Genomic DNA, 25,689 nt, shown 5'->3' on the forward strand with positions numbered 1-25,689 from the left:
CTTTTAGTTGTTCAAACAAGTGGGACCACCTCTCTACCAAACTGGTTTCTGGTACTTATCTGACCATGGGGAATCGACTGGAGAACATGGTTTATATTTGCATGGTGCACCTTATTCTATGGCACCGACTCAACAAACGCATATCCCTATGCTGATGTGGTTTTCAGAGGCATGGCAGCTAAATAATACAGAACAATTGACATGTTTAAGTACTCAATCAGATCAAATCTTGAGTCATGACAATCTTTTCCCCAGCTTATTAAGTTTACTGGATATTAAAACTCAAGTAATTGAATCGAAAAATGATATGTTAAAAAATTGTGGTCAGCACTTAAAGCAGAAAGTATGAACTATGAATAAAACATGAGGATCTGTTGGGGACATGATTATTGAATAAAAAGGGCACTGTTGCAAATAGGCTGACATGATAAGCTAAATATCTTATTTATTTCGAGATACAGCAGATGAATCCCTTCCACGGTCGGCACTTTCAAGGTGAAATCATTCTTTGGGCTGTTCGTTGGTATTGTAAATATGGCATCAGCTATCGTGAACTTCAAGAAATGCTCGCTGAACGAGGCATAAATGTGGATCACAGTACAATTTATCGTTGGGTTCAGCGTTATGCTCCAGAAATGGAAAAACGCTTACGCTGGTATTGGCGTAATCCTACAGATTTACATTCATGGCATATGGATGAGACTTATATCAAAGTGAAGGGGCGATGGACTTACCTGTATCGTGCAGTTGATCAACGTGGTCATACGATTGACTTTTACCTTTCCGCTAGACGGAACAGTAAATCAGCCTATAGTTTTCTAGGAAAGATCTTCAATACGGTGAAAAAATGGCAAATTCCACGGGTCATCAATACAGATAAAGCAGCGACCTATGGCCATGCTTTATCACGATTAAAGCGAGAAGGAAAATGTCCAGTAGATATTGAGCACAGGCAGATTAAGTATAAAAATGAACCACGGCAATATGCAAGGCATGGATCACTCGAAAATGGATCATTCAAAAATGAACCATGGCGATATGCAAGGCATGGATCACTCGAAAATGGATCATTCACAGCATGGCACAGCAAAACCACAAGAAAATGATCAAGTGGTTTATGGTTGGGCAAATGCATCTACACCTGCGGGCAATAAAGCCTTGCAATATAGTGATTTAAAATCTTTAGAACCGCAAAAAGATACTCGTGAAGCTAGCAGTGAATTAGTAGTGCGTTTGGGCGGTACTATGGAGCGTTATATTTGGACGATTAACGGTAAAAAATTCAGCGATGCTGAGCCATTAAAAGTGAAGTATGGCGAGCGTATCCGTATCAAATTTATTAATGACAGTATGATGGCGCACCCCATGCATTTACATGGCATGTTTATGCAGTTGGAGAATGGTCAAGAGTCGGTAGATATGCCGAATAAACACACATTGATTGTACCACCGGGTAAAACAGTGACTGCTTTATTAACTGCGGATGAGTTGGGCGAATGGGCAATCCATTGTCATTTGTTGTATCACATGAGTGCAGGAATGATGAACAAGTTGATCGTGGCAAATGTTAGCGATGAACAAGTGTCTACAACGCCAATTCAAGGTACAAATTCGACTCAAACTCACCAAGTAACTGAGCAAAAAGGAGCTGGACATGCACATCACTAATTTTGTATTTAAAGCGTTTTTTTCTGTTGCGGTATTGAGTTTAACAAGCTTAAGTTTGGCGCACGAAGGGCATCATTCAACTGCTCAGACTGATGGAAAAAATGTACCATCAATGAATCATCAAGCGATGTCTGAGATGGATCATTCACAGCATTCTCCACAAGAGCATGCACAACACATGCAGATGATGGGGAAAATGAATCATGCTGCACATTCAGCACCGATGAACCATCAACATGCAGGTCATCAGCCAATGCATCACAAATCAACAGAGAAACAGCAAGATCAAAAAGTACAGAAAGGAGATCAACATGCGCACCATTAATCTTTTTTCTAAAACTGTTTTAGCAAGCTCTTTGTTGATGGTCAGTGCAGTGAGTTTGGCACATAATGGTGAAGATCATAGTGCGCCTGAAAAAATGACAGTTGCTACATCTTCTAGTCAAAATCAGCCGATGCAAATGGATCGCTCTCAAATGAACCATAGCCAAATGAATCAGGCACAACATCAGGCAACATCTACGGTTAATCATTTACATCATGTACCAGATGCGAATACTCAGCAGAGTTCGCATTATGATCATCGCTCAGAACACGGTGCGCAAATTTATGCGATTACGACGGTGGATAATAAGTGGTTTGTCAATGAAGATGGCACAGGCGGTTTAAAGTCAGAGTTTGAAACCCGTATTGGCACAGATGAAAATAAGGTTTTTATTAAAGTTCATGCCGATAAAGAAGAATCGCATGATGCACATTATGATGCCAAACTTTTATATAGCCGTATGATTTCAGACTTTTGGGATGCACAGATTGGTGCACGTTATCGCAGTGAAAAAGTTGAACTCAATGATCATCGCAAAGACACCGAAGAAAATGTTGATGCGGTGATTGGCTTACATGGTATGGCGCCATATTTCTTTGAAACTGATGCTTATCTCTATGCGGGAGAAGACAATTATGCGGGCTTTAGCCTAGAAACGGAACGTGATTTTCTGATTACGCAAAAGTTGATTATTCAACCTTATTTAGAGTTGGATGCTATCTTTAGTGATGACTCTAAATATGCGAAAAAAACTGGTTTAAGCAGTGCAACCGCAGGGTTTGAAACTCGCTATGAAATCAGTAAAAAGATCATGCCGTATATCGACATTGCCTATGAGTATTCAAAAGGTAATGATGAAACGTCGTGGCAAATAGAATCAAACTCTGAGAAAGGTTGGTTATATGGAGCTGGTGTTAGATTTAGATTTTAATTAATTTAATGATTACTAAATAGCTTTATTTAAATAAAACTCTAGCTTAATGTGGCCGGAAGCAAAATGTTAACTTATTTTGCTTCCTTCCATTTAACATAATGGCGATTATATGCAATACACTTGTATATTAATATAAATATCAAACACTTAACAAAACCAGAAAAATTCTAAAATGACCAAAAAACCGATTTTGAAACAAGTCGGCTTTTTTATGTTCGATTCTGTAATATTTTGCCAATAAAAAGTGGAACAACTTTGCAAAATTTACAATTTTGTATTAACATTTTTATATTAACAAAAAGCGATACAACTATGGAAATTGAGTTTTCATGGGATGAGCATAAAGCAGATACAAACCTCAAAAAACATGGTGTAGCTTTCGAAGATGCAACCTTGGTTTTTTATGATGCCTATGCCGTCTTCAAACAGGATCGCTTTGAAAATGGTGAATATCGTTGGCAAGCGATAGGTATGGTACATGGGCAAGCTGTTTTATTGGTGGCCCACACAGTACAAGACCATAATGGGATGGATCATATCCGCATTATTTCGGCACGACAGGCAGAGAAAAAAGAGAGGAAACAGTATGAGCAAAACCGTTACTTACAAAATGGATTTGAATAATCCTCCTGTTTTGTCTGAAGAACAAAAGGCAAGACTGGAAGCATTAGCTAAACGTCCAGACAGTGAAATCGATTTTTCAGATATTCCTGAACTTGATGACAGCTTCTGGAAAAATGCAGTGCAAAATCCATTTTACAAGCCGACTAAACAAGTAACTACGGTTCGCATCGATGCAGATGTCATGCAGTGGCTAAAAGCCCAAGGCAAAGGCTATCAAACACGAATGAATAAAATTTTACGGGATGCCATGCTTAAAGAATTAAAAAATCATCAATAAAAATGGGAGCTTAGGCTCCCATTTTTGTGACTTCGCATAAGGTGTATTATGTTAATTTTAGATTTACTAAAACTATTTTTTGAGAACTAGGCTGTTATGGGAACTGTAAAGCTCAAATCTTCTGATGAAGTTTTTCAATTAAAAATTAGTCTGCTAGGTAGTGATCCTGAAATCTGGAGAACTATTCAAATTTCATCGGCAGCTACTTTATCTAGGCTCCATAAGGCAATTCAATCTGCTTTTGATTGGGAAGATAGCCATTTACATGAATTCACGACTATTAAGCATGAAAAGATCAATAAAAGACAAAAATTGAAAGAAGTTCTACGTGTAGGTAAAAAAATTATATATACATATGATTTTGGCGATTGTTGGGAACATTTGATTACTGTAGAAAGCAGACAATCTCCTGATTTAAATAAAAAATATCCATGTTGTATAGATGGTCAAAATCATGCTCCATTTGAAGATATTGGAGGAATTTTTGGATATCTTGATATTTTAGATGCATTACAAGACCCCAAACATCCAAGATATGACGATTACATGCAAATTATCGAGGATGAAATAGGAGAGATAGAGTTTGATCCGACCTACTTTAATTCACATGATATTAAGTTTTAAACCTGATTTAACATAAGGGCTGTTATACGAAATTGCAACTAAATATAGTTGCAATTATTATTTAAAAGTAACTATACTTAGTTGCAATAGCAGTAGGGCTGAAGTATGGGTAAAACGGAAAAGTTACTGGAAAAATTTGGAAATTCAAAAAATACATTTCCGTATAAAGATTTAGTCGTTTTACTGAATCAGCTCGGCTATGAAAAATTTGAAATGGCAGGCTCTCGTGTCCGTTTTTTTAATACGAAAACTGAACACATGATTTTACTGCACAGGCCACACCCTGAAAATGAAATCAAAGGTGGGGCTTTGAAATCTGTAAAACAGGCACTCAAGCAGGAGGGATTTTTATGAGCTATTTAAAATACAAAGGTTATCTAGGTACAATTGAACCTGATCTTGAAACAGGTGAGTTATTTGGAAAGCTTGCATTTATCCGTGATCTCATCACTTATGAAGCAGAAACATTAAAAACTCTTGAACAAGCTTTTCAGGAATCTGTCGATGGATATTTAGAGTCTTGTGCTGAATTAGGTAAAAAACCCGATCAGCCATTCAAAGGTACATTTAATGTCCGTATTAGTCCTGAGTTACACCGTAAAGCTGTTTTAGCATCAAGTGATAATTCTCTTAATGCTTTTGTAAGCGATGCGATTCAAGAGAAATTAATGCGTTTAGGTGCTTAATTTATTGAAGCCTAGATTGACATCTAAAAATTGAAAAAAATTAGTAAAAAAGGGAGCTTACAGCTCCCTTTTTTGATTTCGCATAAGGTGTATTATGTTAATTTTAGAGATTCTACATAAACGTAAAATCTCCTGCGCTTAGATTCTGGCATGTGTTCCATACTTATCAATCATGATAGAGCTGGCTTCATTTAAGCCACGCACAGTGACATTCACACCATTCTTTTGAAATTTTTTTACAACAGAATCAAGCATGGCGACTGATGTTACATCCCAAATGTGAGAATGGGTCAAATCAATAATCACATCCTTTACATCCTCTTTAAAGTCAAAACCTTGCATGAATTTTTCAGAAGAACTAAAGAAGATCTGACCTCTCAACTCATATAAACGGGCCATTCCTTCAAAAGATGCTGTCACCTGGATATCATTTTCAAGTTTATTCGCCAGGAACAAGGCTGAAAGTAATACGCCTGTTAACACACCCAAAGCCAGGTTATGCGTAGCAACAACTACAATCACCGTCGCAATCATGACGATATTACTGCTCTTAGGATTATCTTTTAACTGAGTGACAGAACTCCATTCAAAGGTACTGATAGAGACCATTATCATTACCGCTACCAATGCAGCCATTGGAATCACTTTGAGCCAGTCGCTGATAAATACAACCAGAATAAGAAGAAAAATGCCCGCAGAGAATGTTGATAAGCGTGTAAGGCCACCTGATTTTACGTTAATCATAGATTGACCAATCATTGCACAACCAGCCATGCCACCCATAAAGCCAGAAGCAATATTCGCAATCCCTTGTCCCTTACATTCCTGATATTTATCACTTGGCGTATCAGTCATTTCATCCACGATAGTTGCTGTCATCATCGATTCAAGTAAACCTACAGCCGCCAGTGCGACTGAATAAGGCAAAATAATCATCAATGTTTCAATATTCAAAGGAATATCTGGAATCAAGAACATTGGAAGTGTGTCAGGTAAAGACCCCATATCGCCCACGGTCCGTACATCAATTCCTAAAGCGATTGCCAATAATGTGATTGCAATGATGCAGACTAGTGGAGAAGGGAGTAATTTTCCTAATTTGGGAACCAGAGGGAATAGATAAATAATTGCTAAACCTAAAGCAACAAAAGCATATACATGCCAGGTCACATTAATCAGTTCAGGCAATTGAGCCATGAAAATTAAGATCGCTAACGCATTTACGAATCCAATAACCACAGATTTAGATACAAACCGCATTAACTTGGCGAGCTTTAAATAGCCTGCCAATATTTGAATCACGCCTGTCAAAATTGTTGCTGCCAGCAGATATTCAAGCCCATGCTCTTTGACCAATGTGACCATAAGCAGCGCCATTGCACCAGTGGCTGCTGAAATCATGGCAGGACGACCACCTACGAAAGAAATCACGACGGCAATACAGAAGGATGCGTATAGACCAACTTTAGGATCTACACCTGCAATAATTGAAAATGCGATGGCTTCAGGGATGAGTGCAAGACCGACGACTAATCCGGCAAGTACATCCCCACGGATGTTAGAGAACCACTGTTCTCGGACATTAGATAACATAAACATAGCCTGTTTTTTAATTTTTCAGATAGGCTAGTGATGTGATATATACAACACACAAACGACTACACCACATCACTAGACAGTGATGAGTTATTTACAGATTTAAGACGGTAAATAAACTTAAGGTGGCGCAAGTGTCATAAGATGAAGGAACTTTTTAGAGTTGATGTGTGCTGATAAAAACGGAGACTTTAACTTGGTAAAATAAACGTACTCATCAGAAGTTTACCATGAGAAAAAAACTGATAAGCGTATAATAAATAAAACACCATCAAGATAGATATGTGATTCAAGAAGAAAATGATAAGTAAAAATAAGTTACAAAGATCAGAGGAGTTTATTATCTTCGAAGAAGATGTAGTACGCTACGTAAGAGAATTTCCTTTTTGGATTCGGCTTTTTCTGCTGCCCTGGTCTCTGTTTTGTATTCCTTTCGTCTTGTACTATTTAGGCTTAGCACAATCGACAGATTGGACAAATACTCCAATTTTCGGAGTCATTTTTGCAACTTTCGGATTTTTGATCCTTCCTCTTGTTTTTTCAACTGTGATTTTGTGGTTTGCAATTTTAGGTGATTCAATTGATTTGACGTTAAATTCCATATCTAGAGAAATCATTCTTCAAAGAAAGTCTCCTTTTAGAAGCAGGCTAACACATTACCCCCTTTCAAATTTACAAGTATATAAAGTTGAACTGGAATCAGACTACCCTGTTTACGATGCTGCAATAGTTACACTAAGAATGCCTGATGGTGTCAAAGTCAGTATCAGTGCTTTCTCTCGCGATGAAGAAGCGAAATACTATATTCAGAGAGTGCGCAAACTCATCGCGATAGCATCAGAATCACCATAAAATCAGACACAGTATTTTTAATGCGCTGTGTAGACTTATTTTACTTTTGTCACTTTACCTTACAATGAACAAGCCATTTGGGATTATGCCAAGTATTCAATTTACTTACAGGTAAACCAAGTGATAGTTTTAATATACTGATAATGCTTAATCGATAGTTGGCATAAAAAGAGCAATTACATCTGCTTCAGTTAATTTTTTTGTATCATTGTTAAAAGTATAAAAATCAGGTTTTTATCTATAAAAATTTCCATATCGGAGATAAAATTGCATATGGTGGAGGAGAAGATTTTCCTCTTAAAAAAAGGAATTATTCATGGAAAGTAGAGGTAAGTGATACTTGCGATATATCGCAAGCAATTATTATTAATAAAATTTTTAAACCTCTTAATCCTAATTAAAAATTCAGGGGTAATAATGGATAATTCTGAACGATTAATTACAGCATTTTACTATTCTGTGGGTGGGGTCATCCTAGGTCTAGGACTAGCAATATTTTCCTCTTTATATCTAGGCTCTACGGTTAGTTCACCTAAAATTATAATTTTTACAGTAATCAGTTGCTTCGTTATAGGTTATTTATTTCCTAATATGGTTGGCAGTATTTTTAAATGGGTTTGGAGAATTTTTGTTAATTAAGCTCTATATCTACGCCTATTTAACATAATCTATATTATACGCAATCAAAATCAAAAATGGGAGCTTAAGCTCCCATTTTTACTGATGATTTTTTAATTCTTTGAGCATAGCATCCCGCAAAATTTCATTCATTCGTGTTTGATAGCCTTTGCCTTGAGCTTTAAACCATGCAAGTACATCAGCATCTAAACGAATGGAAGTTTGTTGCTTCACTGGGCGATATAATTGATTATGGCGTACAGCATTGCTCCAGTCGGTAATTTCAGGCATATCTGAGAGATCTAGCTGATCGTCAGGAACCGTTCCCTTAGCAAGCAAGCGTTGAATTTCAGCATCTTGCTTGTCGCTGAATTTTTCATTCAGTTCTTTGCGTGAGTATCTAACCATGCTCATATCTATCTCGCTCCGCTTTGGTGACTTGTCTTGCACTAATGATTCGTATGATTTCACAGTCATCTTCATCAAAGATGGTGTGAGCTACTAAGAGCATTAGTACGCCTTTTACTTTTCCAATGGTTTGCCAACGTTCTTCACCATCGGTATGTCTGTCTTGGATTGAGATCCTTAATGGATCATCAAAAACAAGGCTTGCTGTTTCGAAAGAGACATCGTGCTTTTTCTGATTCTTTCGATTCTTTGCCTCATCCCATTCGAAATACTGTTCCATAAAAAACATTCAAATTTGTATATACAATAATGTATCACAAAATTGTATCACTCAAGCTGAAAAGCGTAATTTTTAGTCAGATTTATTGGCAAGAACTATCAAAACTGTTCATAAAAAAACCGACTTGTTTCCAAGTCGGTTGAACGAGAACGTTCCAGAGGGTATGAATAACGATAAGATACTGATCTTAAAGTAATATTAAACAAACACTTTTCGTATAAGCTCTATTATGTTAAATAGACTAAGACTTTGTTGAAATTTCTTTTATAATAAATGAAAATTTAGGGCATTTAATATAATGAAATTACTAAGCTTTATACTGTTATTCGTTAGTTGTAGTTGTTTTGCTTTATCTAGTGAAGAATTTGATAAACAGTATCAAAATTTAAATGGTGAACTCAATAAAGCCGTAATTAATAATATGATCTATTCGAAGGATTATGATGATAAAAAAATTCCATTGTCAGAAAAAATAGAATCTAAAAGTAAGTGGTGTGACTTAACCAAAACTAGAATAAATTTATTAGATTTTGTGATTCAGAATTTTTCTTCTTATAAAGAATGGGTGAAAAAAAACAATCTTGATGATGATTCTAGTTTGGATGATTTTAATAAATTCTATGAAAATCAACAAAAATCATATATTGGTTGTATGGCGGGTCTTGAAGAATTAAAGATGGGTCAAAAGATCGATTAAATTAGAAAAACTAAATTAACATAATACACCTTATACGAAATAAAAATGGGGGTCTTAAGCTCCCATTTTTTAAGTAATTTTTTCAAATAAGGCTTGGGTGAGCATCTAAAATTCGAATCAATGTAGCTGCTGGTCCAGTTGGATAGCGTCGTCCCTGTTCCCAATTTTGCAGGGTACGGGGGCTAATATGTAGACGTGCAACAAATTCATTTTGGCTCAAGCCAGTTTTTTCACGTACTTCTTTAATATCAGGCAATTCGAGTTCTGTAACTCGGCTTGCTTTAACTTCTTTACGTTTGATAGCTCCAGCTTCTTTGATTGAAGCAACCAAGTCATCAAATAAGTTGTTATCCATGAAATTGCTCCTTCACGAGTTGGCGCAGAATGGCGGTTTCCTTATCTGTTAAATTATCTTTTACTGATTTTGGATAAGCCACTAAGAAAAAGATCTGATCATCCTCGGTGACCCAATAATAAATCACCCGTATCCCACCACTTTTCCCTTTGTTACCTTGAGCACAACGTACTTTGCGAATACCACCGCCATTCTTGATTAGGTCACCTCTATCAGGCTGTACCAAAAGATCTTGCTGAAGTTGACGATATTCCTCATCAGATACAAGGTCTTTAATTTACTTGGTAAAGATGCTGGTTTCAATAAATAACATGGACTCTTTATACGTCAATGGCGTATTTGAATTTTAGCAGTTTCCATAACAAAAAACGAGAGCTGGTAGCTCTCGTTTCGCATAACCGCCATTATGTTAAATATAAGGCTTTTAATACTATAAAAAAGATCATTTAATTGAATGGTAATAATTTTTGAATGTTGAAAATGAACGAACAGGAAATTTATCAAAAAATTGGCGAACTTCTATGGTCAATAATGCCAAATGAGGCGATAGAAATATATTTTATTGGTGATATATACCCTGAACACTATTCTGGTGGGGCTGAATGGCGTTTGAAGAATGGAAATATTGATTCTTTTCCATTTGGTGAACGCGCATATGAAATTGAAGAAAATATTTGTGGGCTGATAAAAGAGTTGAGATCATTGGAGCTATTTATAGAAAAATGGACGAACTATAAGATCACCCTAACAGAAGAAGGAAAATTTAATATAGAGTTTGCTTATATCCCTGAAGAGGATCACTGGCCGACTTTATACATGCGAAGAGTAAGTGATCTCAAGGAAGAAGAGTTAGATCAATATTATATCCCTATAGAAGAATGGAAAAAACGATTAGGGTTAAGAACAGAATAAATCGTAGAGCTTTTTTAGAAGATTAGATTTTGTTTTTGCTAAAAAATTAGTTTTTCTAAAATTAGGGTGTGTTGACACTTTTAGCTTAAAAAAATAGCGAAGTAGTAAAATCAAATCGCCGAACCCAATTTTACTATTCGCTATGCCTCGTACCATGCTGACAGATCAACACTGGCAAAAGTTGAAAGTTATTCTGCGTAATTTATCCATTCACCACAACTCAAATTTACGCAATTTTATTGAAGCTATTCTCTATAGAATTAGAACAGGCTGTCCGTGGCGAGATATTCCTTGTTGTTTTGGTCATTCAAACTCTATTTTCAAACGTTTTAATCGTTGGTCAAGCAGCGGTAAGTTACTTAGATTATTCAAATTACTAGCCTCATGCCCCGATATGGAGTGGATTTTTATTGATGGCTCTCATGTACGTGCTCATCAACATTCTGCTGGCATAGCGAATCAATCTATTTCTAAAAGTGTAGGAGGAAACTCCTCAAAAATACATTTGATTGTTGATGCACATGGCAATCCTATTGATTTCATGATTACCGATGGAACCACACATGATGTTAAAGTTGCACCTGATTTAATATCAACATTAGATTTAAAAGAGACAAAAGTGGTATGTGCAGATAAAGGCTATGATTCAGAACCACTGCGTGAACAGATCAGGAAAACAGGGACTAAAGCGAATATACCAAAGAAAACAAATAGCCAATCGAACAATGACCATATGGACTGGTATTTATATAAAATCAGGCATTTAGTTGAAAATATGTTTTGTAGATTAAAGCAATTTAGAGGAATAGCTACTCGATATGACAAGCTCAAAAGAAATTATCAAAGTTCTGTTGCTTTAGCCTGTATATTTTTATGGCTACCTTTATAGGGTTAATTATGAACAGTAAATGTCAACAGACCCTAACATAATACACCTTATACGAAACTAAAAATGGGCGCCTTTAGCTCCCATTTTTATTATATTTTTTAAAGTCTTAGGCGTGTTGTACTGTGAGTTTTAAGCCTAAAGCATTCACTACACGATTAATCGTATCAAAACGTGGTGCTGAATCATGACGTAGGGCTTTGTAGAGTGCCTCACGCCCAATTCCTGCTTCTTTAGCGATTTGAGTCATGCCACGAGCTTTGGCAATAACACCAAGTGCATGAGCTAATTCAGCTGGATCATTCTCTTCAAGAACCATATTGAGATACATCACAATGTCTTCTTCAGTTTTGAGTGACTCAGCCATATCAAAACTTGGTAAATCAGCTACTTTAACCATTTTAATCCTCCAACGTTTTCGATAGTTTGACTGCACGATCGATGTCTTGTTGTTGAGTTGATTTATCTCCACCACCAAGCATTACAATCACAACGTCACCATGTTGGATGTAATACATCCTCCATCCAGAACCGAAGAATTCTCTCATTTCCCAAACGCCATCTTGGAGAGGTTTAATGTCTCCCCAGTTTCCACGTTGAACCTTATCTAATCGACGATTCAGGCGGATACGGGTCATATTGTCTTTAATGCCATCCAACCATTCATCAAATTCTGGAAGACGTTTAATTTCAATCATGAGGATTCCTTATCTTCTCACTATATTGTATTCGATCGAATACAATATGCAAGTAATCTATACGAACATCCATTAATTTCGTATAACCGCCATTATGTTAAATGGGTTTCTATGATGCCCATCTTTTAAACTCATCAGCTACAAATTCATAAGCATCACTTTCTTCTTTAGAGGAAAATATAAGTTCAGGTTTATCCCTCTCAGTGTAATAAACACACCACTCTGTTTTTTGTTTTAAGACACTAATGCATTCAGAGTTCTTGATTTTATCAAAAGAGTAACTGCTGTGATGAATTCCCAGATGCTCTAATAATTTAATAAGCTCATTTCTAGTCATTGTAATATTCTTAATTATTAAATATCCCTAAAATTAATATAATACGAAAAACCATTTAAATGATTAAAAATATGAATACTCAGCTTGATAAAGTTCTAAATGAACTAAAGAATCTCTCATCTGAAGTTTGAACCGTACCGGGTTTGTCGGAGAGTCAATATTCTGAGAGACTATCCCGATGACAAAATTAAAATATACCCCTGAAATCAGAGAAAGATCGGTTCAATTATTGATTGAATCTGAAAAAGATTATCCTTCTACTTGGGCTGCAATCACAGCAATTGCGCCTAAGATCGGTTGTACTCCTGAAACACTTCGTGCCTGGCATCAAAAGCATTTAGATCAGCAAAATCCTATTAAAGTACAAGAGATATCTGATCAAGAAAAAATGAAGCAAATGGAACGTGAAATTAAAGAATTAAAGCGTGCCAATGAAATTCTACGTAAAGCAGCCGCTTTTTTCGCCCAGGCGGAGCTCGACCGCCCATACAAATAATGGTGGATTTTATCCATAACAATAAAGATCGATATGGTGTTGATGCGATTTGTAGGATTTTACCGATCGCAGCTTCAACCTATTACCGAACTTTAGATCTCGCTGACAATCCAGAACATCGAGCGAAACGAGATCTACATGATTTACATCATGCAGAGCAAATCAAACGTATTTGGAAAGAAAGTTCAGGTCGATATGGTGTACGTAAAGTCTGGCAAAAACTGAAACGTGAAGGCTATAATATTGCGCGCTGTACAGTTGCTCGATTGATGCAAAAGCTAGGAATACAAGGTGTTTGGCGTGGTAAGAACAAACAAACTACCCGCAGCCGAGATGATCAAAAACGAGCAGATGATTTAGTGAAACGGAATTTTAGTGCTGATCGACCTGACCAATTATGGGTCAGTGACTTTACGTATATTCAAACCAATTCTGGCTGGGTCTACACTGCATTTATTATTGATGTGTTCTCGCGAGCAATTGTTGGATGGAAAGTATCTACACGGATGAATACAGATATGGTGCTCGATGCATTGGAGCAAGCATTGCACGATCGAGGTATGCCTAAGAATGTGATTCATCATTCAGATAGAGGTGTTCAATATCTTTCTATTCGCTATACCAATCGTTTAGAAGCAGCAAATTTACGAGCATCAGTCGGTACGACGGGTGATTCATACGATAATGCTTTGGCTGAAACGGTGAATGGCTTATACAAAACAGAGGTGATTGAATATTTAAAAGCAGATTGGCAAGGTTTAGCAGATGTACAACTTGCGACACTAAACTGGGTCGATTGGTTCAACAAAAAGCGTGTACACAGCGCACTGGGTTATGTATCGCCTTTTGAGTTTGAAGCAATGTACTATGATAAGATTAACACGTTAGGTCAGGTGGCCTAACTTAAATAAAAAAGTCTCCGACAAACCCGGTACGGTTCAGTTTACCCAAATATAGAATTACCTACTGATACAGTATTAGCTAGCTATGAAAGGGAAATTGGTTTCATTTTTCCAGAAGATTATAAAAAAGTATTGAAAGAAGTTAGTAATATCTTTTATGGAACACTTGAATTGGCATCTATTACAAACAATAAAGAATATTACAGGGAACTTTCTATTGTTCTGAGTGATGCTAGGGAGCAAGGCTTGCCAAACAACTGGTTACCTATCTGTGAAGATAATGGTAGTTATTATTGCCTAGTTCCTAGTAATGAAATTAGGTATTGGACAGCCGATGGTTACAGCGATGAGATATGGCTAAATTTAGCGGAGTGGATCAAGCAAGTTTGGATAGAGGGGAATTAAGAATAGCTAAAATTAACATAATACACCTTATACGAAATGGGTTTTGTAACTCCAAAATAGAAATGTCCGCTTTTAGAATATGCACTTCTGCAATTTCCTTAGCGGACGGTTTGATATGTTGGTGTCTATGTCGGATAAAGAACTTAAACGATTGTCGGTCTTGCAGGAAATCTGCGATCAACGCATAACTCAATCCCAGGCTACTCAGCTACTTCATATTTCAGAACGTCAGATCAGACGCTTACTGCAGAAATACAAAGCCCAAGGTCCAGTTGCATGAGCCCATGCCGGTCGTGGCCAAATCAGCAATTCCAAACTTCCTGAAGAACTCAGACTCAAGTGCCTCAATATTGTTTCTGACCAACTCCATGGTTTCGGACCCACTTTAGCGCATGAAAAGCTCACCACCGTACATGGATTCGATCTTTCAGTAGAAACCCTGCGTTCCTGGATGATTGCAGCTGACTTATGGATTCCTCGATCCAAGCGCCTGAAACGCCCGTATCAGCCTCGTTATAACCGAGATTGTTATGGTGAACTGATTCAAATCGATGGCTCACACCATGACTGGTTTGAAGGACGCGCTGCTAAGTGCTGTCTGCTGGTATTTATCGATGATGCCACAGGAAAATTACAGCATTTACGCTTCTGTGAGTCAGAATCAACCTTTGACTATATGATTTCAACACGCTTATATGTCGAACAGCACGGTAAGCCTTTAGCATTTTACAGCGACAAACATTCAGTCTTAAGAGTGAATCAAAGCAGCAAGAAAGACACCAAGATTACCTAGTTTGGACGTGTACTCAGCACCCTGAATATCGATATCATCTTCGCTAATTCACCGCAGGCCAAAGGCCGTGTGGAACGTGCTAACAGAACCCTTCAGGATCGTCTGATCAAGGAGATGTGCCTGGAAGGCATCTGTTCGATTGAGCAAGCGAATGCCTGGCTACCCTGCTTCATTGAGCAGTTCAATCAGAAGTTCGCCAAGCTGGCTTTTAATCCTAAGAATCTACATCGGCCTATCACTGAAACAGCCGAAGAATTAGATGATATTTTTACTTGGCGTGAACCCCTCAGAGTCACGAATAGCCTGACGATTACTTATGATAAATGCGTATATCTCCTGGAAAACACCGAAGAAAATCAAAGGTTGATCGGTAAGTATCTTTAGTTCCTTGAATACCCGGATGGTACTGTAGCCATCATGCATAATAGCCGAAAGATCAATTACAGCCTCTTCGATAAATTAAGTCAGCTGAATCAGCGAGAGATTGTTGAGAATAAACGGTTGGGTGCTGTTCTGAATCATATCCAACAACAGCATGAAGAACTGGAACAGCAAAACAAACGTAATCGTTCTCAAAAGATGCCAAGCAGACGTGCACAGAAAACAGCAATTCAAGAACGAAATCTAAATCCTGTGCTTGACTTGGAAATGTCCATATAGGACATTTCTATTTGGTTATTAGGTAGGACATTTCTACTTAGGAATAACACTAAGTGTAACTCCAAAATAGAAATGTCTATATTCTCACCAATAAAAATGTCTAGTTTATGATGGTTTAAACATCATAGACTGGATATGAAATATAGATGCTGATCACTATGTCTGACAAAGAAATTCAACGTCTTGCTGTTCTGCAAGACGTTCGAGATCAACGTATTAACCAAGTCCGTGCTGCAGAAATTCTTAATCTTTCAACCCGTCAAATAACCCGATTATTGCACAAGCTAAAGCAAGATGGTGTTTCAGGCCTGATACATGCCAGTCGTGGTCAACCAGGTCATCGTCGCCATGATGATTTATTAAAATCGAAATTTTTTCTATTATTTCTGAACATCTGCTTGGATTTGGACCCACCTTGGCGCATGAGAAGCTCAGCAGCATGTTTGCCCTAGATATCCCGGTAGAAACGCTTCGGCGGTGGATGACGGCAAATGACCTCTGGATTCCTCGATCCAAGCGCCTTAAACGTCCATATCAGCCACACTATAACCGGGATTGCTTCGGTGAGCTAATCCAGATTGATGGCTCATATCATGACTGGTTCGAAGGACGCGCTGCTAAGTGCTGCTTGCTGGTTTATATCGATGATGCTACTGGAAAGCTGTTGCATCTGCGCTTTTGTGAGGCCGAAACGACCTTTGACTATATGCTTTCAACCCGAGCCTACATTGAACAATACGGCAAACATCTGGCCTTTTATAGCGACAAACATTAGGTCTTCCGAGTGAACCAAAAATCTAGCCTAAACAGCCAGATCACGCAATTTGGCCGGATTCTGAATGAGTTAAACATTGATATTATCTTTGCCAACTCACCACAGGCTAAAGGTCGCGTAGAACGCGCGAATAGAACCCTTCAAGACCGGTTGATCAAGGAGATGCGTTTGGAAGGCATCAGTTCAATTGCCGAAGCCAATGCATGGCTACCCTGCTTCATTGAGCACTTCAATCAGAAATTTGCCAAGTGTGCGAGAAACTCGAAGAATTTACATCTACCCCTAACCGAATCTAATCTTGAACTGGATGATATTTTTACCTGGCAGGAACCGCGTAAGGTCACGAAGAACCTAACCATCACGTATGATAAATGTATTTATATACTTGAACCGACAGAGCTGAATCATAAGCTTGCTGGGCAATACATTTCAATTCTGGAGTATCCGGATGGCACTTTGGCCCTCATGCATGAAGGACGAAAGCTCAACTACAGCATCTTCAATAAATTGGCTGGGCTGCAGCAAAATGAGATTGTTGAGAATAAACGGTTAGGTTCAGTCCTGGCGCATATTCAACAGCAACATGAAGTATTGGAAAAACAAAATAAACGTTCCCGGGCCAAGAAAAGTATGCCGAGTCGTAAAGCTCAGAAAGCTGTTATTGAACAAAGAAATTTAAATCCTGTGCTTGACTCTTGTGGTTAAAAACAGGACATTTTAAATGGTTTATCGCATAGACATTTTAATTGGTGAATAACAGTGTTTTTAATATTACTTTAAGATCAGTATCTTATCGTTATTCATACCCTCTGGAACGTTCTCGTTCAACCGACTTGGAAACAAGTCGGTTTCTTTTTAAGCAAAACTGTAACTTTTAGCCAATAAAATTGATCAAAAAACATTCGTTTTTGCATTTTTTCCTGATTTCTCAAGGGTCACAGTTCATAAATAATCCCCAATTTCTGCGGACAACTCTTGGGATAAAATAGGCCAACTTTGTAAGCTAAAACTTACATGAATTTAAGATTTTTGAGGATTGGTAATCCAAAGCATTAGCCCTATGATGAATACATAAGGGAACTGGATGTTTCCAGAAAACAAGAATAAGAAAATAGCGCAAGGAATGGGCAGCACGAGATCAGTAAGACGAGCACCCCGATATGAAAAAGCCCGACAGGATGTCGGGCTTTTTTATTGCCTTATGATTTTAATTTCACTTTGACTTTACAAGATTTAATGTTAAGATATATATCAATGATATATATCTTGGTTTCGGGAGGTAATTATGGAAATTGCGAAAGTATTTCAAACTGGTCGCAGTCAGGCTGTTCGCTTGCCTAAAGCCTTTCGCTTTAATGGCACGGAAGTGGCCATCAAAAGCTTCGGTCGTGGTGTATTACTCATGCCCATCGACAATCCTTGGGATGTCATGTTAGAAGCAATAAATGAGTTTGAGGTTGGATTCCAATTGGAGCGAGCTGATCAAGGCGAACAGCTCCGTGAGGAGTTCAGATGATTTACCTCTTAGACACAAATATTTGTATCTATGTCATCAACAATAAGCCTCAACAAGTTTTTGAGCGCTTTAAGCAATATCAACTCGGCCAGCTTGCGATTTCGAGTATCACGGCATCTGAGCTGGCTTTTGGTGTAGAGAAGTCTGGATCTGAACGCAATAAAAAGGCGTTAAACAAGTTTTTGTCACCTTTAGAGATTCTTCCTTACGATGAACAGGCGATTTGGCATTACGCCAAATTACGCCAGAATCTTCAATCTACAGGTAAACCGATTGGCAGCTTAGATATGCTGATCGCTGCTCATGCTTTGGCATTGGATGTTGTATTAGTTACGAACAATACAAAAGAATTTGAACGAATTGATGGTCTGAAGCTAGAGAATTGGGTCTAATCGCTATATCTAGCCCGCCCTATGCAGGGCTAGAATTCGTATAAGAGATTTATGTTAAATGGATACAGCTTTTGAAAATTTTAACTTTGAATCAGAGATTTCATTTTTAATATGATAAAAACCAAAGGATAAAGAAAATTTTGATTTAGGTATGTCATAAGTGAATTTTTCAGGTGATGTAGAGGTTTTTTTATCTTGTCTTGGAACTAAAGAGTCAAGTTCAGATATTTTGAAAGCAGTTATTCTTGTTGCAAGTGAGTTTGACTCATTAGAGACTAATTTTGGTGGAGAAAAGCTATCCTATTGGCAATTTTTTAAGAGAGGTATTACGTTCAGGTTTAATGAACATCAGATACTAGATACCATTTTCATCTACGTCAAAGAGAATGAAGAATATTACCCATACCCATTTTTAGAAAATCTGATCACAGGTATTAATCACAAAAGTACGATGCAATCTGTAGCTAATTTATTTGAAACCCCCGAAAGAGAAAGTAACAGTTGGCTTAAATACAAAATATTTGATAATTATTTACATTTTGAGTTTCATAATTCATTAGAATTGAAACAAATTACAATGGGACAATATTAATACCATGTTATTAATTTTTATGTATTTTTTTAAATTTAAACCCTAGATTTGAGTCTAGGATTTTTTAATTTCGTAAAACCGCCATTATGTTAAATTTAGAACATGTTACTTTAAGTTCATAGAGGCTTTGTTGCACAAACCTATCTGTAAAGGCTTTTTCAGCGATATAATTTTCAAATGAAGAAGCCTACACATAAAATCTACCGCACAACCAATTGGCCCGCATATAACCGAGCACTCGTTCATCGCGGAAATATTGCCATTTGGTTTGATCCTGCTACGCAATGGTATGCGCCATCAAAAGGCAAAATAAGGGCGAAATCAAACCTACTCCGATGCAGCCATCCAATGCTGCTTAATGATTAAATCCTTACTCCGTCTGTCTTTACGTATGGTCACTGGCTTTGTGCAAAGTCTGATTAAACTTTGCGGATGAGCAGCTACGAATATCAGTGATATTCGTACACCACGCTTTGTAGAAGACAAAAGCATATTAATATTGCAATCAATTACCAAAAAAGTAGCGATGGGCTGCATCTACTCATAGACTCTACAGGCATGAAGTTTCTAGGTGAGGGCGAATGGAAACGCAAGAAATATGGACCTGAATATCGTCGCCAATGGCGTAAACTTCATATTGGCATAGATGCTAAAACTCTACAAATACGCGCTATTCAGCTTACAACCAATAATGTCAGTGATTCACAGGTGCTTGGTGATTTACTTAATCAGATTCCACAAGATGAGCAGATTGACTCTGTTTATACCGATGGAGCTTATGACACCAAGCAATGCCGTGAGGTCATTGCAGATCGGCAAGCGCATGCGGTGATTCCACCTAGAAAAAAATGCGAAACCTTGGAAAGATACAAAGAGCAGCTCGCTAGATCGAAATGAATTACTTCGAACAGTTAATCTTGGAAGCAGTGCTTCTCAGGCAGGACACTATGGAAAAAATCAGGCTATCATCGGTGAAGTTTGGTTGAAACTAAGATGCACTGCATTAAATTATTAGGAGATAAACTCAGAGCAAGGCGTTTTGATAGCCAAGTCAATGAGATTCATGCACGTGTAGCAGTCCTCAACAGATTTACGGAATTAGGTCGACCACTTACCCAAATTACGCCTTAAATTTAGCTCAATTAGGGGCGCTTTGCATTTCAAATCTTTGTGCAACAAAGCTGTTTGAATAAAAACTTATCTATGTACCTTCAATTTTAAGCATGGTTTGATCCTATCTTTTCAAATAAATGGCCATGCAATACTCAGTAAAAATAATAGCCCTAATACGGCGCAACTCATTTGCCAAAAACGTAAAGGATCTCGTTCAATGATTGCTGGTGGTTTAGAGTTTAATAATTCTTTGGAAGGATGCATTAGATTATGAATGAGTTCAGACAAGGCCTCAAAACGATGTATCGGTTCAATACTCAGCGCTTGGCCTAAAATTTTATCTAACCATATAGGTAAATCTGGCCGATATTTCCTGATGGAATGATATTGAACTTTTTTCATCTGCTTTAAACTGTTACAGCGAGCTAAATCTGTCCCATAAGGTAATTGTTTGGTGAATAAATAATAGGCCATTACCGCCAAAGAAAATTGGTCTGAATGTACAGATGGCGAATGATCAATAAAATACTCCGGTGCCATAAATGCCAAGGTTCCGAGTGCTCGATTCGCATTTTTAGGATTAATTTCGACCAGGCCTCTTACTGCCGTTGAACCATAATCAATCAGTTTAATTTTCATGGCATTTTCTGCATTTATAACCATGATGTTTTTTGGTCGTATATCCTGATGTAGCATTTCCAGCCGGTGCATTGCATTTAAAGCCAAGGCTGTTTGTTGCAAAATTGGTAAAATCTCATCCAGATTTAAAGGCTTTTCTTGGCGATGCAGCCATTGAGCCAAGGTTTCACCCTGTAAATATTCATAACATTGGAATAAATATTTTTTCTCAGTGTTATGTGGATAACACTGCATCAGGTTGTCATGTTTCAGACGTTTCGATACCCAATCTTCGAGTTGAAACTGCTCTACGGCATTTTTATCTTGCTGTAAATCTACCCCCAAAGTTTTTATAACCAAGGGCTGCTGCTGAGTATCGTGTGCCAAATACAGGCAACTGCGATGATTTTGGTGCAAAATTTTATCAATCACATAGCCTTCAAACACTTCACCTTTACTGAGCTGTTGTGGAAATACATAATCCTGCTGAATATGAAACTGATTCAGTTCAGGCAGCTGTTCTACATGGATCACCTGGAGACTTAAGTTATCATCACTGCCCTGTTCTAAAGCTTTTTCAACGAATGCTTTGGCAAGTTGATTTAAATCTGCATCTACTAAAATTAAATCTAATAATTGTTGATCTGTGACAAATTCATAGACCCCATCCGTCATCAGTAAAAAAATATCTTTTTCTTTGAGCTCAATATTTCGATAATCAATTTCAATACGATAGTCGGCACCTAAGGCTCGGCTAAGATAATGCTCTCTTGAAGACAACCAGACACGATGATCATGGGTCAGTAATTCAATTTCATGATCGCGAATGCGGTAAATACGACTATCACCAACATGAAAAACATGGGCTTGTTGCTGTTTTAAAATCAGTGCAGATAAGGTACAGACATAACCTCGGTCTTTATCAAAACGTCCTTGACTTTGTTGAGTCTGTGCATAAAGCCATGAATTGGTCGCGCGGATCACCCGTTCTGCTGAAGTCTGTGTACTCCAGGCATCTGAAGTAGAATAATAGTCAGATAAAAAACTGCCAACGGCGGTTTCTGCTGCAAGATGACTGACATTACTGCTACCGATTCCATCCGCTATAACACAGGCAATACCTTTCTGTTTCAGCACATGTCCTTCGGGCAGATATACTCCATGGAAATCCTGGTTCTGTTGTTTAATTCCGGCAGTAGAATATTGCCCAATACTGACTTTTAATGTTTTTTTCATGCTGAAAGCTCAAAAAGGGATCTATATGATCCCTTTATAAAATGGTGAATATTAAAATTCTTTTTTAACACCAGTACGGACATGGGTTGTATAAAGTGCCAGACCTGTTAATGCCAAACCACCCACCAGATTACCTAAAGCAACCGGCAGTTCATTCCATAGGAAGTAGTCAGCAATCGAGAAGTCACCGCCCATCATCATGGCAAATGGGAACAGGAACATGTTAACGACAGAGTGCTCAAAGCCCATGGCAAAGAACAGCATAATTGGCATCCACATGGCAATGAATTTGCCACTCACCGTAGTAGACATCATCGCGCCAATGACACCTAATGACACCATCCAGTTACACAGCATGCCACGGATAAAAATAGTCATCCAGCCGGCGAATCCGTATTCGGCATAACCTAATGTCCGCTCCTCGCCAATATGCGCAATTTTCACGCCGACAGGGTTTGGATCCGCTGCAAAACCCATGGTATAAACCGCTGCCATGAGCACTGCAACGACTAAACAGCCTGTAAAGTTCCCTACAAACACCAAGCCCCAGTTTTTTAGAATACGTCCCCATGTCACCCCTGGGCGTTTATCTAGCCATGCCAGCGGCGTAAGTACAAATACCCCAGTTAACAGGTCATAGCCCAATAAATACAACATACAAAAACCAACTGGAAACAGGAGCGCACCAATTAGTGCTGATCCTGTTTGCACGGCTATGGTAATGGCAAATACTGCTGCCAGTGCCAAAATCGCACCTGCCATAAAGGCACGAATCAATACATCACGGGTTGCCATATGTAATTTGGATTCACCCGCATCTACCACTTTTTTTGCAAACTCTGCAGGAGCAAGATATGCCATGTCATCGTCCTCATTTTTAATATCTGGACCTGTTTTTAAACAAAAAGACGCCTAAGGTCTTTGAAACCTTAGGCGTCGTTGCCTTAAATATCAGAACAGGTAATTTTGTTATGGCGCCATTGCCATGCTTGTTATAAATAAAGCAAAAGCTGTGCCATAAATTATTTAAAAATCATTCAATTTTTTACGCTCTATTTAAAGCTAATTTCGTCCTCTAGTTGGCATGAGAACTGCATTAATGAAAATTCACATAAATGTATTTCAAAAATAATCTGGAGATTTTTATGATTACCCATCGTCAACAAGTAACTGACATGATCATTTCAGCGAAAGTTTTAAAGTCAATTAAATGGGCAGATGTCGCCAAAGAAATTGGTCTTTCTAAAGAATGGGTAACGGCTGCCTGCCTGGGACAAATGGCATTTAATAAACAGCAGGCAGAGAAAATTGGTCAGATTTTTGACCTTAGTGATGAGGCAGTAGCATGGCTGCAAATTGTACCTTACAAAGGCTCTTTACCAACCAGTGTGCCTACGGACCCTTTAATTTACCGCTGGTATGAAGTTGTAAATGTATATGGTTCGACTATTAAAGAGCTGATCCATGAAGAATTCGGTGATGGCATTATGAGCGCAATCGACTTCAGCATGGATATTCAGCGTGAGGAAAACCCGAACGGTGACCGGGTAAATGTCGTATTGTCTGGCAAGTTTTTACCTTATAAAACCTATTAATTAATCGTTTGATAAAGCCATCATATTGATGCTTTTCATTTCTTCGTAAGGAGATCTTTTATATCACCGTCTTTATCCTTATTTAATTTTGACTATACACAGCTTCTGGGTATAAGAGGAACCGACATCAATATAGTGACAGTTATCAATCTGGGTATGTTTTTTCACAATGGTATGCCCTAAATAGGTTTTGAACTGAACCGTACCGGGTTTGTCGGAGACTTTTTTATTTAAGTTAGGCCACCTGACCTAACGGGTTAATCTTATCATAGTACATTGCTTCAAACTCAAAAGGCGATACATAACCCAGTGCACTGTGTACACGCTTTTTATTGAACCAATCTACCCAATTTAATGTCGCAAGTTGTACATCTGCTAAACCTTGCCAATCTGCTTTTAGATATTCAATCACCTCTGTTTTGTATAAGCCATTCACCGTTTCAGCCAGAGCATTATCGTATGAATCACCAGTTGTACCGACTGATGCTCGTAAATTTGCAGCTTCTAAACGATTGGTATAGCGAATAGAAAGATATTGAACACCTCTATCGGAATGATGAATCACATTCTTTGGCATGCCTAGATCGTGCAATGCTTGCTCCAATGCATCGAGCACCATATCTGTATTCATTCGTGTAGATACTTTCCAGCCAACAATTGCTCGTGAGAATACATCAATAATAAAGGCGGTGTAGACCCAGCCTGAATTTGTTTGAATATACGTAAAGTCACTGACCTGAGATACCGTCTTGGTAGTCAATCAGGTTTTGAGATTATTCGACCAATAAATAATCTCTTTGATAGGCAGTCTGATGTTTTAAAACGCCATAACACAGATGTATAAGCTTGCGCATTGCAGCACCTAAAGCACACATTTTATTTTTACCCTGGCTTAATAATCGTTGATATAAAGCTTCAATGTGTGGATTATATTTAATCGCTGTTAATGCTGACATATACAATACTGAGCGTATTTTACTGTCACCTGCTTTTGATAAGTGACTTTGCTTGTTGACTGAACTGCCAGACAACTGATGTACTGGAACCAAACCTACATATGCAGCAGCTTGACTTGCTTTTTCAAACTTGTGCGAATGAAATAACCCCAACAGTAATAAGCCTGATCGTTCACCGATTGAAGGAATAGTTTGCAGTAATTTCAAATCCTGTTTCAATGTTGGATCTTGATCTATGTGATTATTTATTAACTTATCAATATGTTCAAGTTGCTGATTTAAATACTCAATATTCTCTTCAAGTAATTTAATCACAACAACGGAGGTATGAGTGGACTGCGCCTTTTCAAGTCGATTCTTTTCCTGCAATAGACTACCTAGATAGACATCTCGTCTGCCTAGTAAAGCTTTTAATAATCTGACATTTTCAGGTTCAGGCTGCCATATGATTAACTTTGCGGTGTAACCATAACGTGAAAGAGCTTCACTATCAGCTTTATCCGTTTTATTTAGCATGGACATGCCTTTGGCAAAGGCTCTTACTCGTGAAGGATTAGCCACACAAACCTTTACACCTGCATCATATAGATAATATCCCAAATTCTCATGATAAACCGAAGTCGCTTCCATGATTGCTGTCACTTGATCAGGTTCAATTTTAAGAGTGATGAGCCATTTGAGCAGACTGCCAAAGCCACTTTCTGTATTAGTAAATATTTTATTTTTTCTTTTTCCAGTCAAACCTTGAGGGAAAATGCAACAATCTATTTTGGTTTTACTGACATCAATACAGAGATGGATCCGTAAATTTGAACAACTCCTATAAGTGATATTCTGCTCCTCAAATGATGTTATAAACATCA

At 37.8% G+C, this 25,689-nt stretch carries 28 protein-coding genes, 9 pseudogenes and 1 other annotated feature; of the genes and pseudogenes, 23 read left to right on the top strand and 14 right to left on the bottom strand.

Annotated elements, in window-relative coordinates; translation table 11 throughout:
• Nucleotides 1–34 precede the first annotated feature (34 nt).
• The 10 genes and pseudogenes from HUK62_RS17685 to HUK62_RS17730 form a co-directional block, all read left to right on the top strand.
• A pseudogene (locus HUK62_RS17685) lies at nucleotides 35–349 on the top strand (sulfatase-like hydrolase/transferase); the annotation flags it as partial.
• A gap of 115 nt (nucleotides 350–464) precedes the next feature.
• Nucleotides 465–971 (top strand): annotated as a pseudogene (locus HUK62_RS17690) (IS6-like element IS1008 family transposase); the annotation flags it as partial.
• A pseudogene (locus HUK62_RS17695) lies at nucleotides 967–1,668 on the top strand (multicopper oxidase domain-containing protein); the annotation flags it as partial. The pseudogenes HUK62_RS17690 and HUK62_RS17695, both read left to right, overlap by 5 nt.
• Entirely contained in the window at nucleotides 1,655–1,993 is a 339-nt protein-coding gene (locus HUK62_RS17700) for a hypothetical protein (RefSeq protein ID WP_004897649.1), read from the top strand. The pseudogene HUK62_RS17695 and the gene HUK62_RS17700, both read left to right, overlap by 14 nt.
• Entirely contained in the window at nucleotides 1,980–2,924 is a 945-nt protein-coding gene (locus HUK62_RS17705; protein ID WP_176538570.1) for a copper resistance protein B, read from the top strand. Before HUK62_RS17700 ends, HUK62_RS17705 begins: the two co-directional genes overlap by 14 nt.
• Nucleotides 2,925–3,239: 315 nt before the next feature.
• Nucleotides 3,240–3,551 carry a BrnT family toxin gene (locus HUK62_RS17710; protein ID WP_063454728.1) on the top strand — a complete coding sequence of 104 codons (312 nt, stop codon included), beginning with the start codon at nucleotides 3,240–3,242 and terminating at the stop codon, nucleotides 3,549–3,551.
• Nucleotides 3,514–3,828 carry a BrnA antitoxin family protein gene (locus HUK62_RS17715; protein ID WP_038350244.1) on the top strand — a complete coding sequence of 105 codons (315 nt, stop codon included), beginning with the start codon at nucleotides 3,514–3,516 and terminating at the stop codon, nucleotides 3,826–3,828. The genes HUK62_RS17710 and HUK62_RS17715 overlap by 38 nt, the downstream gene beginning before the upstream one ends.
• Nucleotides 3,829–3,924: 96 nt before the next feature.
• Entirely contained in the window at nucleotides 3,925–4,452 is a 528-nt protein-coding gene (locus HUK62_RS17720) for a plasmid pRiA4b ORF-3 family protein (protein ID WP_000537572.1), read from the top strand.
• Between the two features lie 105 nt (nucleotides 4,453–4,557).
• Nucleotides 4,558–4,806: a type II toxin-antitoxin system HicA family toxin gene (locus tag HUK62_RS17725; RefSeq protein WP_044425274.1), complete on the top strand. Its 249-nt coding sequence runs from the start codon at nucleotides 4,558–4,560 to the stop codon at nucleotides 4,804–4,806.
• Nucleotides 4,803–5,138, top strand: coding sequence for a type II toxin-antitoxin system HicB family antitoxin (locus tag HUK62_RS17730; protein ID WP_035270373.1), 336 nt, complete (start codon nucleotides 4,803–4,805; stop codon nucleotides 5,136–5,138). The genes HUK62_RS17725 and HUK62_RS17730 overlap by 4 nt, the downstream gene beginning before the upstream one ends.
• Before the next feature lie 138 nt (nucleotides 5,139–5,276).
• Here the strand turns inward: HUK62_RS17730 and HUK62_RS17735 are convergent, their stop codons facing one another.
• Entirely contained in the window at nucleotides 5,277–6,731 is a 1,455-nt protein-coding gene (locus HUK62_RS17735) for a SulP family inorganic anion transporter (RefSeq protein ID WP_004762546.1), read from the bottom strand.
• Nucleotides 6,732–7,034: 303 nt separating this feature from the next.
• Here HUK62_RS17735 and HUK62_RS17740 point away from each other — a divergent pair, with 303 nt between their 5' ends.
• The gene (locus HUK62_RS17740) at nucleotides 7,035–7,586 is read left to right on the top strand and encodes a hypothetical protein (RefSeq protein ID WP_119686772.1); all 552 of its coding nucleotides are present in this window, start codon (nucleotides 7,035–7,037) and stop codon (nucleotides 7,584–7,586) included.
• A gap of 147 nt (nucleotides 7,587–7,733) precedes the next feature.
• Here HUK62_RS17740 and HUK62_RS18910 read toward each other — a convergent pair.
• The 3 genes and pseudogenes from HUK62_RS18910 to HUK62_RS17750 all read right to left on the bottom strand — a co-directional run.
• A pseudogene (locus tag HUK62_RS18910) lies at nucleotides 7,734–7,843 on the bottom strand (GFA family protein); the annotation flags it as partial.
• A gap of 460 nt (nucleotides 7,844–8,303) precedes the next feature.
• Nucleotides 8,304–8,618 (bottom strand): BrnA antitoxin family protein, encoded by a 315-nt coding sequence (locus HUK62_RS17745; protein ID WP_176538571.1) that lies wholly within the window; start codon nucleotides 8,616–8,618, stop codon nucleotides 8,304–8,306.
• Nucleotides 8,605–8,892 carry a BrnT family toxin gene (locus HUK62_RS17750; protein WP_004884492.1) on the bottom strand — a complete coding sequence of 96 codons (288 nt, stop codon included), beginning with the start codon at nucleotides 8,890–8,892 and terminating at the stop codon, nucleotides 8,605–8,607. The genes HUK62_RS17745 and HUK62_RS17750 overlap by 14 nt, the downstream gene beginning before the upstream one ends.
• 298 nt (nucleotides 8,893–9,190) lie before the next feature.
• Here HUK62_RS17750 and HUK62_RS17755 point away from each other — a divergent pair, with 298 nt between their 5' ends.
• The gene (locus HUK62_RS17755) at nucleotides 9,191–9,589 is read left to right on the top strand and encodes a hypothetical protein (protein WP_026438543.1); all 399 of its coding nucleotides are present in this window, start codon (nucleotides 9,191–9,193) and stop codon (nucleotides 9,587–9,589) included.
• Nucleotides 9,590–9,671: 82 nt separating this feature from the next.
• Here the strand turns inward: HUK62_RS17755 and nadS are convergent, their stop codons facing one another.
• Entirely contained in the window at nucleotides 9,672–9,944 is a 273-nt protein-coding gene (nadS, locus tag HUK62_RS17760; protein ID WP_176538572.1) for a NadS family protein, read from the bottom strand.
• Entirely contained in the window at nucleotides 9,937–10,221 is a 285-nt protein-coding gene (locus HUK62_RS17765; RefSeq protein WP_228723779.1) for a type II toxin-antitoxin system RelE/ParE family toxin, read from the bottom strand. Before HUK62_RS17765 ends, nadS begins: the two co-directional genes overlap by 8 nt.
• A 203-nt stretch (nucleotides 10,222–10,424) precedes the next feature.
• On the opposite strand from HUK62_RS17765, the gene HUK62_RS17770 reads away from it, so the two are divergent.
• Entirely contained in the window at nucleotides 10,425–10,856 is a 432-nt protein-coding gene (locus HUK62_RS17770; RefSeq protein ID WP_026438531.1) for an immunity protein YezG family protein, read from the top strand.
• Between the two features lie 142 nt (nucleotides 10,857–10,998).
• The gene (locus HUK62_RS17775; RefSeq protein ID WP_004645384.1) at nucleotides 10,999–11,745 is read left to right on the top strand and encodes an IS5-like element ISAba31 family transposase; all 747 of its coding nucleotides are present in this window, start codon (nucleotides 10,999–11,001) and stop codon (nucleotides 11,743–11,745) included.
• Nucleotides 11,746–11,851: 106 nt separating this feature from the next.
• Here HUK62_RS17775 and HUK62_RS17780 read toward each other — a convergent pair whose 3' ends face one another.
• The 3 genes from HUK62_RS17780 to HUK62_RS17790 form a co-directional block, all read right to left on the bottom strand.
• A complete protein-coding gene (locus tag HUK62_RS17780) occupies nucleotides 11,852–12,142 on the bottom strand; it encodes an addiction module antidote protein (RefSeq protein WP_005093398.1) in 291 nt (96 codons plus the stop codon).
• A gap of 1 nt (nucleotide 12,143) precedes the next feature.
• The gene (locus tag HUK62_RS17785) at nucleotides 12,144–12,440 is read right to left on the bottom strand and encodes a type II toxin-antitoxin system RelE/ParE family toxin (protein ID WP_004647749.1); all 297 of its coding nucleotides are present in this window, start codon (nucleotides 12,438–12,440) and stop codon (nucleotides 12,144–12,146) included.
• Nucleotides 12,441–12,549: 109 nt separating this feature from the next.
• Nucleotides 12,550–12,777 (bottom strand): hypothetical protein, encoded by a 228-nt coding sequence (locus HUK62_RS17790; RefSeq protein WP_176538573.1) that lies wholly within the window; start codon nucleotides 12,775–12,777, stop codon nucleotides 12,550–12,552.
• Nucleotides 12,778–12,955: 178 nt separating this feature from the next.
• On the opposite strand from HUK62_RS17790, the gene HUK62_RS17795 reads away from it, so the two are divergent.
• The 8 genes and pseudogenes from HUK62_RS17795 (at nucleotide 12,956) to HUK62_RS17830 (ending at nucleotide 20,439) form a co-directional block, all read left to right on the top strand.
• Nucleotides 12,956–14,175, top strand: a protein-coding gene (locus tag HUK62_RS17795; RefSeq protein WP_176538574.1) for an IS3 family transposase whose coding sequence is annotated in 2 segments (ribosomal slippage) — nucleotides 12,956–13,232 and nucleotides 13,232–14,175 — 1,221 coding nt in all. Because the reading frame shifts where the segments join, the coding sequence is not laid out codon by codon here.
• Nucleotides 13,231–13,347 (top strand) — a sequence feature (AL1L pseudoknot). (Overlaps the previous gene by 117 nt.)
• A gap of 105 nt (nucleotides 14,176–14,280) precedes the next feature.
• Nucleotides 14,281–14,580 carry an SMI1/KNR4 family protein gene (locus HUK62_RS17800; RefSeq protein ID WP_267314106.1) on the top strand — a complete coding sequence of 100 codons (300 nt, stop codon included), beginning with the start codon at nucleotides 14,281–14,283 and terminating at the stop codon, nucleotides 14,578–14,580.
• Between the two features lie 127 nt (nucleotides 14,581–14,707).
• Nucleotides 14,708–16,033 (top strand): annotated as a pseudogene (locus HUK62_RS17805) (ISNCY family transposase).
• A 146-nt stretch (nucleotides 16,034–16,179) separates the two neighbouring features.
• A pseudogene (locus HUK62_RS17810) lies at nucleotides 16,180–17,513 on the top strand (ISNCY family transposase).
• A gap of 580 nt (nucleotides 17,514–18,093) precedes the next feature.
• Nucleotides 18,094–18,324 carry a type II toxin-antitoxin system VapB family antitoxin gene (vapB, locus tag HUK62_RS17815; RefSeq protein ID WP_000401521.1) on the top strand — a complete coding sequence of 77 codons (231 nt, stop codon included), beginning with the start codon at nucleotides 18,094–18,096 and terminating at the stop codon, nucleotides 18,322–18,324.
• Complete coding sequence (locus HUK62_RS17820; RefSeq protein ID WP_063454755.1) at nucleotides 18,321–18,716, top strand: type II toxin-antitoxin system VapC family toxin; 396 nt, start codon at nucleotides 18,321–18,323, stop codon at nucleotides 18,714–18,716. Before vapB ends, HUK62_RS17820 begins: the two co-directional genes overlap by 4 nt.
• 160 nt (nucleotides 18,717–18,876) lie before the next feature.
• Entirely contained in the window at nucleotides 18,877–19,308 is a 432-nt protein-coding gene (locus tag HUK62_RS17825) for a hypothetical protein (RefSeq protein WP_176538575.1), read from the top strand.
• 177 nt (nucleotides 19,309–19,485) lie between these two features.
• A pseudogene (locus HUK62_RS17830) lies at nucleotides 19,486–20,439 on the top strand (IS5 family transposase).
• A 111-nt stretch (nucleotides 20,440–20,550) separates the two neighbouring features.
• Here HUK62_RS17830 and HUK62_RS17840 read toward each other — a convergent pair.
• Nucleotides 20,551–22,275, bottom strand: a complete 1,725-nt coding sequence (locus HUK62_RS17840) for a bifunctional protein-serine/threonine kinase/phosphatase (RefSeq protein ID WP_000751934.1) — start codon at nucleotides 22,273–22,275, stop codon at nucleotides 20,551–20,553.
• A gap of 51 nt (nucleotides 22,276–22,326) precedes the next feature.
• Nucleotides 22,327–23,136 (bottom strand): formate/nitrite transporter family protein, encoded by an 810-nt coding sequence (locus HUK62_RS17845; protein WP_000323725.1) that lies wholly within the window; start codon nucleotides 23,134–23,136, stop codon nucleotides 22,327–22,329.
• A gap of 284 nt (nucleotides 23,137–23,420) precedes the next feature.
• Between HUK62_RS17845 and cynS the strand changes: the two genes are divergently transcribed.
• Complete coding sequence (gene cynS, locus HUK62_RS17850) at nucleotides 23,421–23,870, top strand: cyanase (protein ID WP_000628076.1); 450 nt, start codon at nucleotides 23,421–23,423, stop codon at nucleotides 23,868–23,870.
• Nucleotides 23,871–23,948: 78 nt separating this feature from the next.
• Here cynS and HUK62_RS19180 read toward each other — a convergent pair.
• The 3 genes and pseudogenes from HUK62_RS19180 to HUK62_RS17860 all read right to left on the bottom strand — a co-directional run.
• Nucleotides 23,949–24,056, bottom strand: a pseudogene (locus HUK62_RS19180) (serine/threonine-protein phosphatase 2); the annotation flags it as partial.
• A 49-nt stretch (nucleotides 24,057–24,105) separates the two neighbouring features.
• Nucleotides 24,106–24,606, bottom strand: a pseudogene (locus HUK62_RS17855) (IS3 family transposase); the annotation flags it as partial.
• A 37-nt stretch (nucleotides 24,607–24,643) separates the two neighbouring features.
• Nucleotides 24,644–25,687: an IS110 family transposase gene (locus HUK62_RS17860; protein ID WP_228723773.1), complete on the bottom strand. Its 1,044-nt coding sequence runs from the start codon at nucleotides 25,685–25,687 to the stop codon at nucleotides 24,644–24,646.
• Between the last annotated feature and the right edge of the window lie 2 nt (nucleotides 25,688–25,689).

Source organism: Acinetobacter sp. NEB 394, from assembly GCF_013374795.1.
Classification (GTDB): Bacteria; Pseudomonadota; Gammaproteobacteria; order Pseudomonadales; family Moraxellaceae; genus Acinetobacter; species Acinetobacter johnsonii.

What these genes read in the sequence shown, in the direction of transcription:
- HUK62_RS17700 (WP_004897649.1), top strand. Translation starts at nt 1,655, where the DNA reads ATGCACATCACTAATTTTGTATTTAAAGCGTTTTTTTCTGTTGCGGTA.
- HUK62_RS17705 (WP_176538570.1), top strand. Translation starts at nt 1,980, where the DNA reads ATGCGCACCATTAATCTTTTTTCTAAAACTGTTTTAGCAAGCTCTTTG.
- HUK62_RS17710 (WP_063454728.1), top strand. Translation starts at nt 3,240, where the DNA reads ATGGAAATTGAGTTTTCATGGGATGAGCATAAAGCAGATACAAACCTC.
- HUK62_RS17715 (WP_038350244.1), top strand. Translation starts at nt 3,514, where the DNA reads ATGAGCAAAACCGTTACTTACAAAATGGATTTGAATAATCCTCCTGTT.
- HUK62_RS17720 (WP_000537572.1), top strand. Translation starts at nt 3,925, where the DNA reads ATGGGAACTGTAAAGCTCAAATCTTCTGATGAAGTTTTTCAATTAAAA.
- HUK62_RS17725 (WP_044425274.1), top strand. Translation starts at nt 4,558, where the DNA reads ATGGGTAAAACGGAAAAGTTACTGGAAAAATTTGGAAATTCAAAAAAT.
- HUK62_RS17730 (WP_035270373.1), top strand. Translation starts at nt 4,803, where the DNA reads ATGAGCTATTTAAAATACAAAGGTTATCTAGGTACAATTGAACCTGAT.
- HUK62_RS17735 (WP_004762546.1), bottom strand. Translation starts at nt 6,731, where the DNA reads ATGTTATCTAATGTCCGAGAACAGTGGTTCTCTAACATCCGTGGGGAT.
- HUK62_RS17740 (WP_119686772.1), top strand. Translation starts at nt 7,035, where the DNA reads ATGATAAGTAAAAATAAGTTACAAAGATCAGAGGAGTTTATTATCTTC.
- HUK62_RS17745 (WP_176538571.1), bottom strand. Translation starts at nt 8,618, where the DNA reads ATGAGCATGGTTAGATACTCACGCAAAGAACTGAATGAAAAATTCAGC.
- HUK62_RS17750 (WP_004884492.1), bottom strand. Translation starts at nt 8,892, where the DNA reads ATGGAACAGTATTTCGAATGGGATGAGGCAAAGAATCGAAAGAATCAG.
- HUK62_RS17755 (WP_026438543.1), top strand. Translation starts at nt 9,191, where the DNA reads ATGAAATTACTAAGCTTTATACTGTTATTCGTTAGTTGTAGTTGTTTT.
- nadS (WP_176538572.1), bottom strand. Translation starts at nt 9,944, where the DNA reads ATGGATAACAACTTATTTGATGACTTGGTTGCTTCAATCAAAGAAGCT.
- HUK62_RS17770 (WP_026438531.1), top strand. Translation starts at nt 10,425, where the DNA reads ATGAACGAACAGGAAATTTATCAAAAAATTGGCGAACTTCTATGGTCA.
- HUK62_RS17775 (WP_004645384.1), top strand. Translation starts at nt 10,999, where the DNA reads ATGCCTCGTACCATGCTGACAGATCAACACTGGCAAAAGTTGAAAGTT.
- HUK62_RS17780 (WP_005093398.1), bottom strand. Translation starts at nt 12,142, where the DNA reads ATGGTTAAAGTAGCTGATTTACCAAGTTTTGATATGGCTGAGTCACTC.
- HUK62_RS17785 (WP_004647749.1), bottom strand. Translation starts at nt 12,440, where the DNA reads ATGATTGAAATTAAACGTCTTCCAGAATTTGATGAATGGTTGGATGGC.
- HUK62_RS17790 (WP_176538573.1), bottom strand. Translation starts at nt 12,777, where the DNA reads ATGACTAGAAATGAGCTTATTAAATTATTAGAGCATCTGGGAATTCAT.
- vapB (WP_000401521.1), top strand. Translation starts at nt 18,094, where the DNA reads ATGGAAATTGCGAAAGTATTTCAAACTGGTCGCAGTCAGGCTGTTCGC.
- HUK62_RS17820 (WP_063454755.1), top strand. Translation starts at nt 18,321, where the DNA reads ATGATTTACCTCTTAGACACAAATATTTGTATCTATGTCATCAACAAT.
- HUK62_RS17840 (WP_000751934.1), bottom strand. Translation starts at nt 22,275, where the DNA reads ATGAAAAAAACATTAAAAGTCAGTATTGGGCAATATTCTACTGCCGGA.
- HUK62_RS17845 (WP_000323725.1), bottom strand. Translation starts at nt 23,136, where the DNA reads ATGGCATATCTTGCTCCTGCAGAGTTTGCAAAAAAAGTGGTAGATGCG.
- cynS (WP_000628076.1), top strand. Translation starts at nt 23,421, where the DNA reads ATGATTACCCATCGTCAACAAGTAACTGACATGATCATTTCAGCGAAA.
- HUK62_RS17860 (WP_228723773.1), bottom strand. Translation starts at nt 25,687, where the DNA reads ATGTTTATAACATCATTTGAGGAGCAGAATATCACTTATAGGAGTTGT.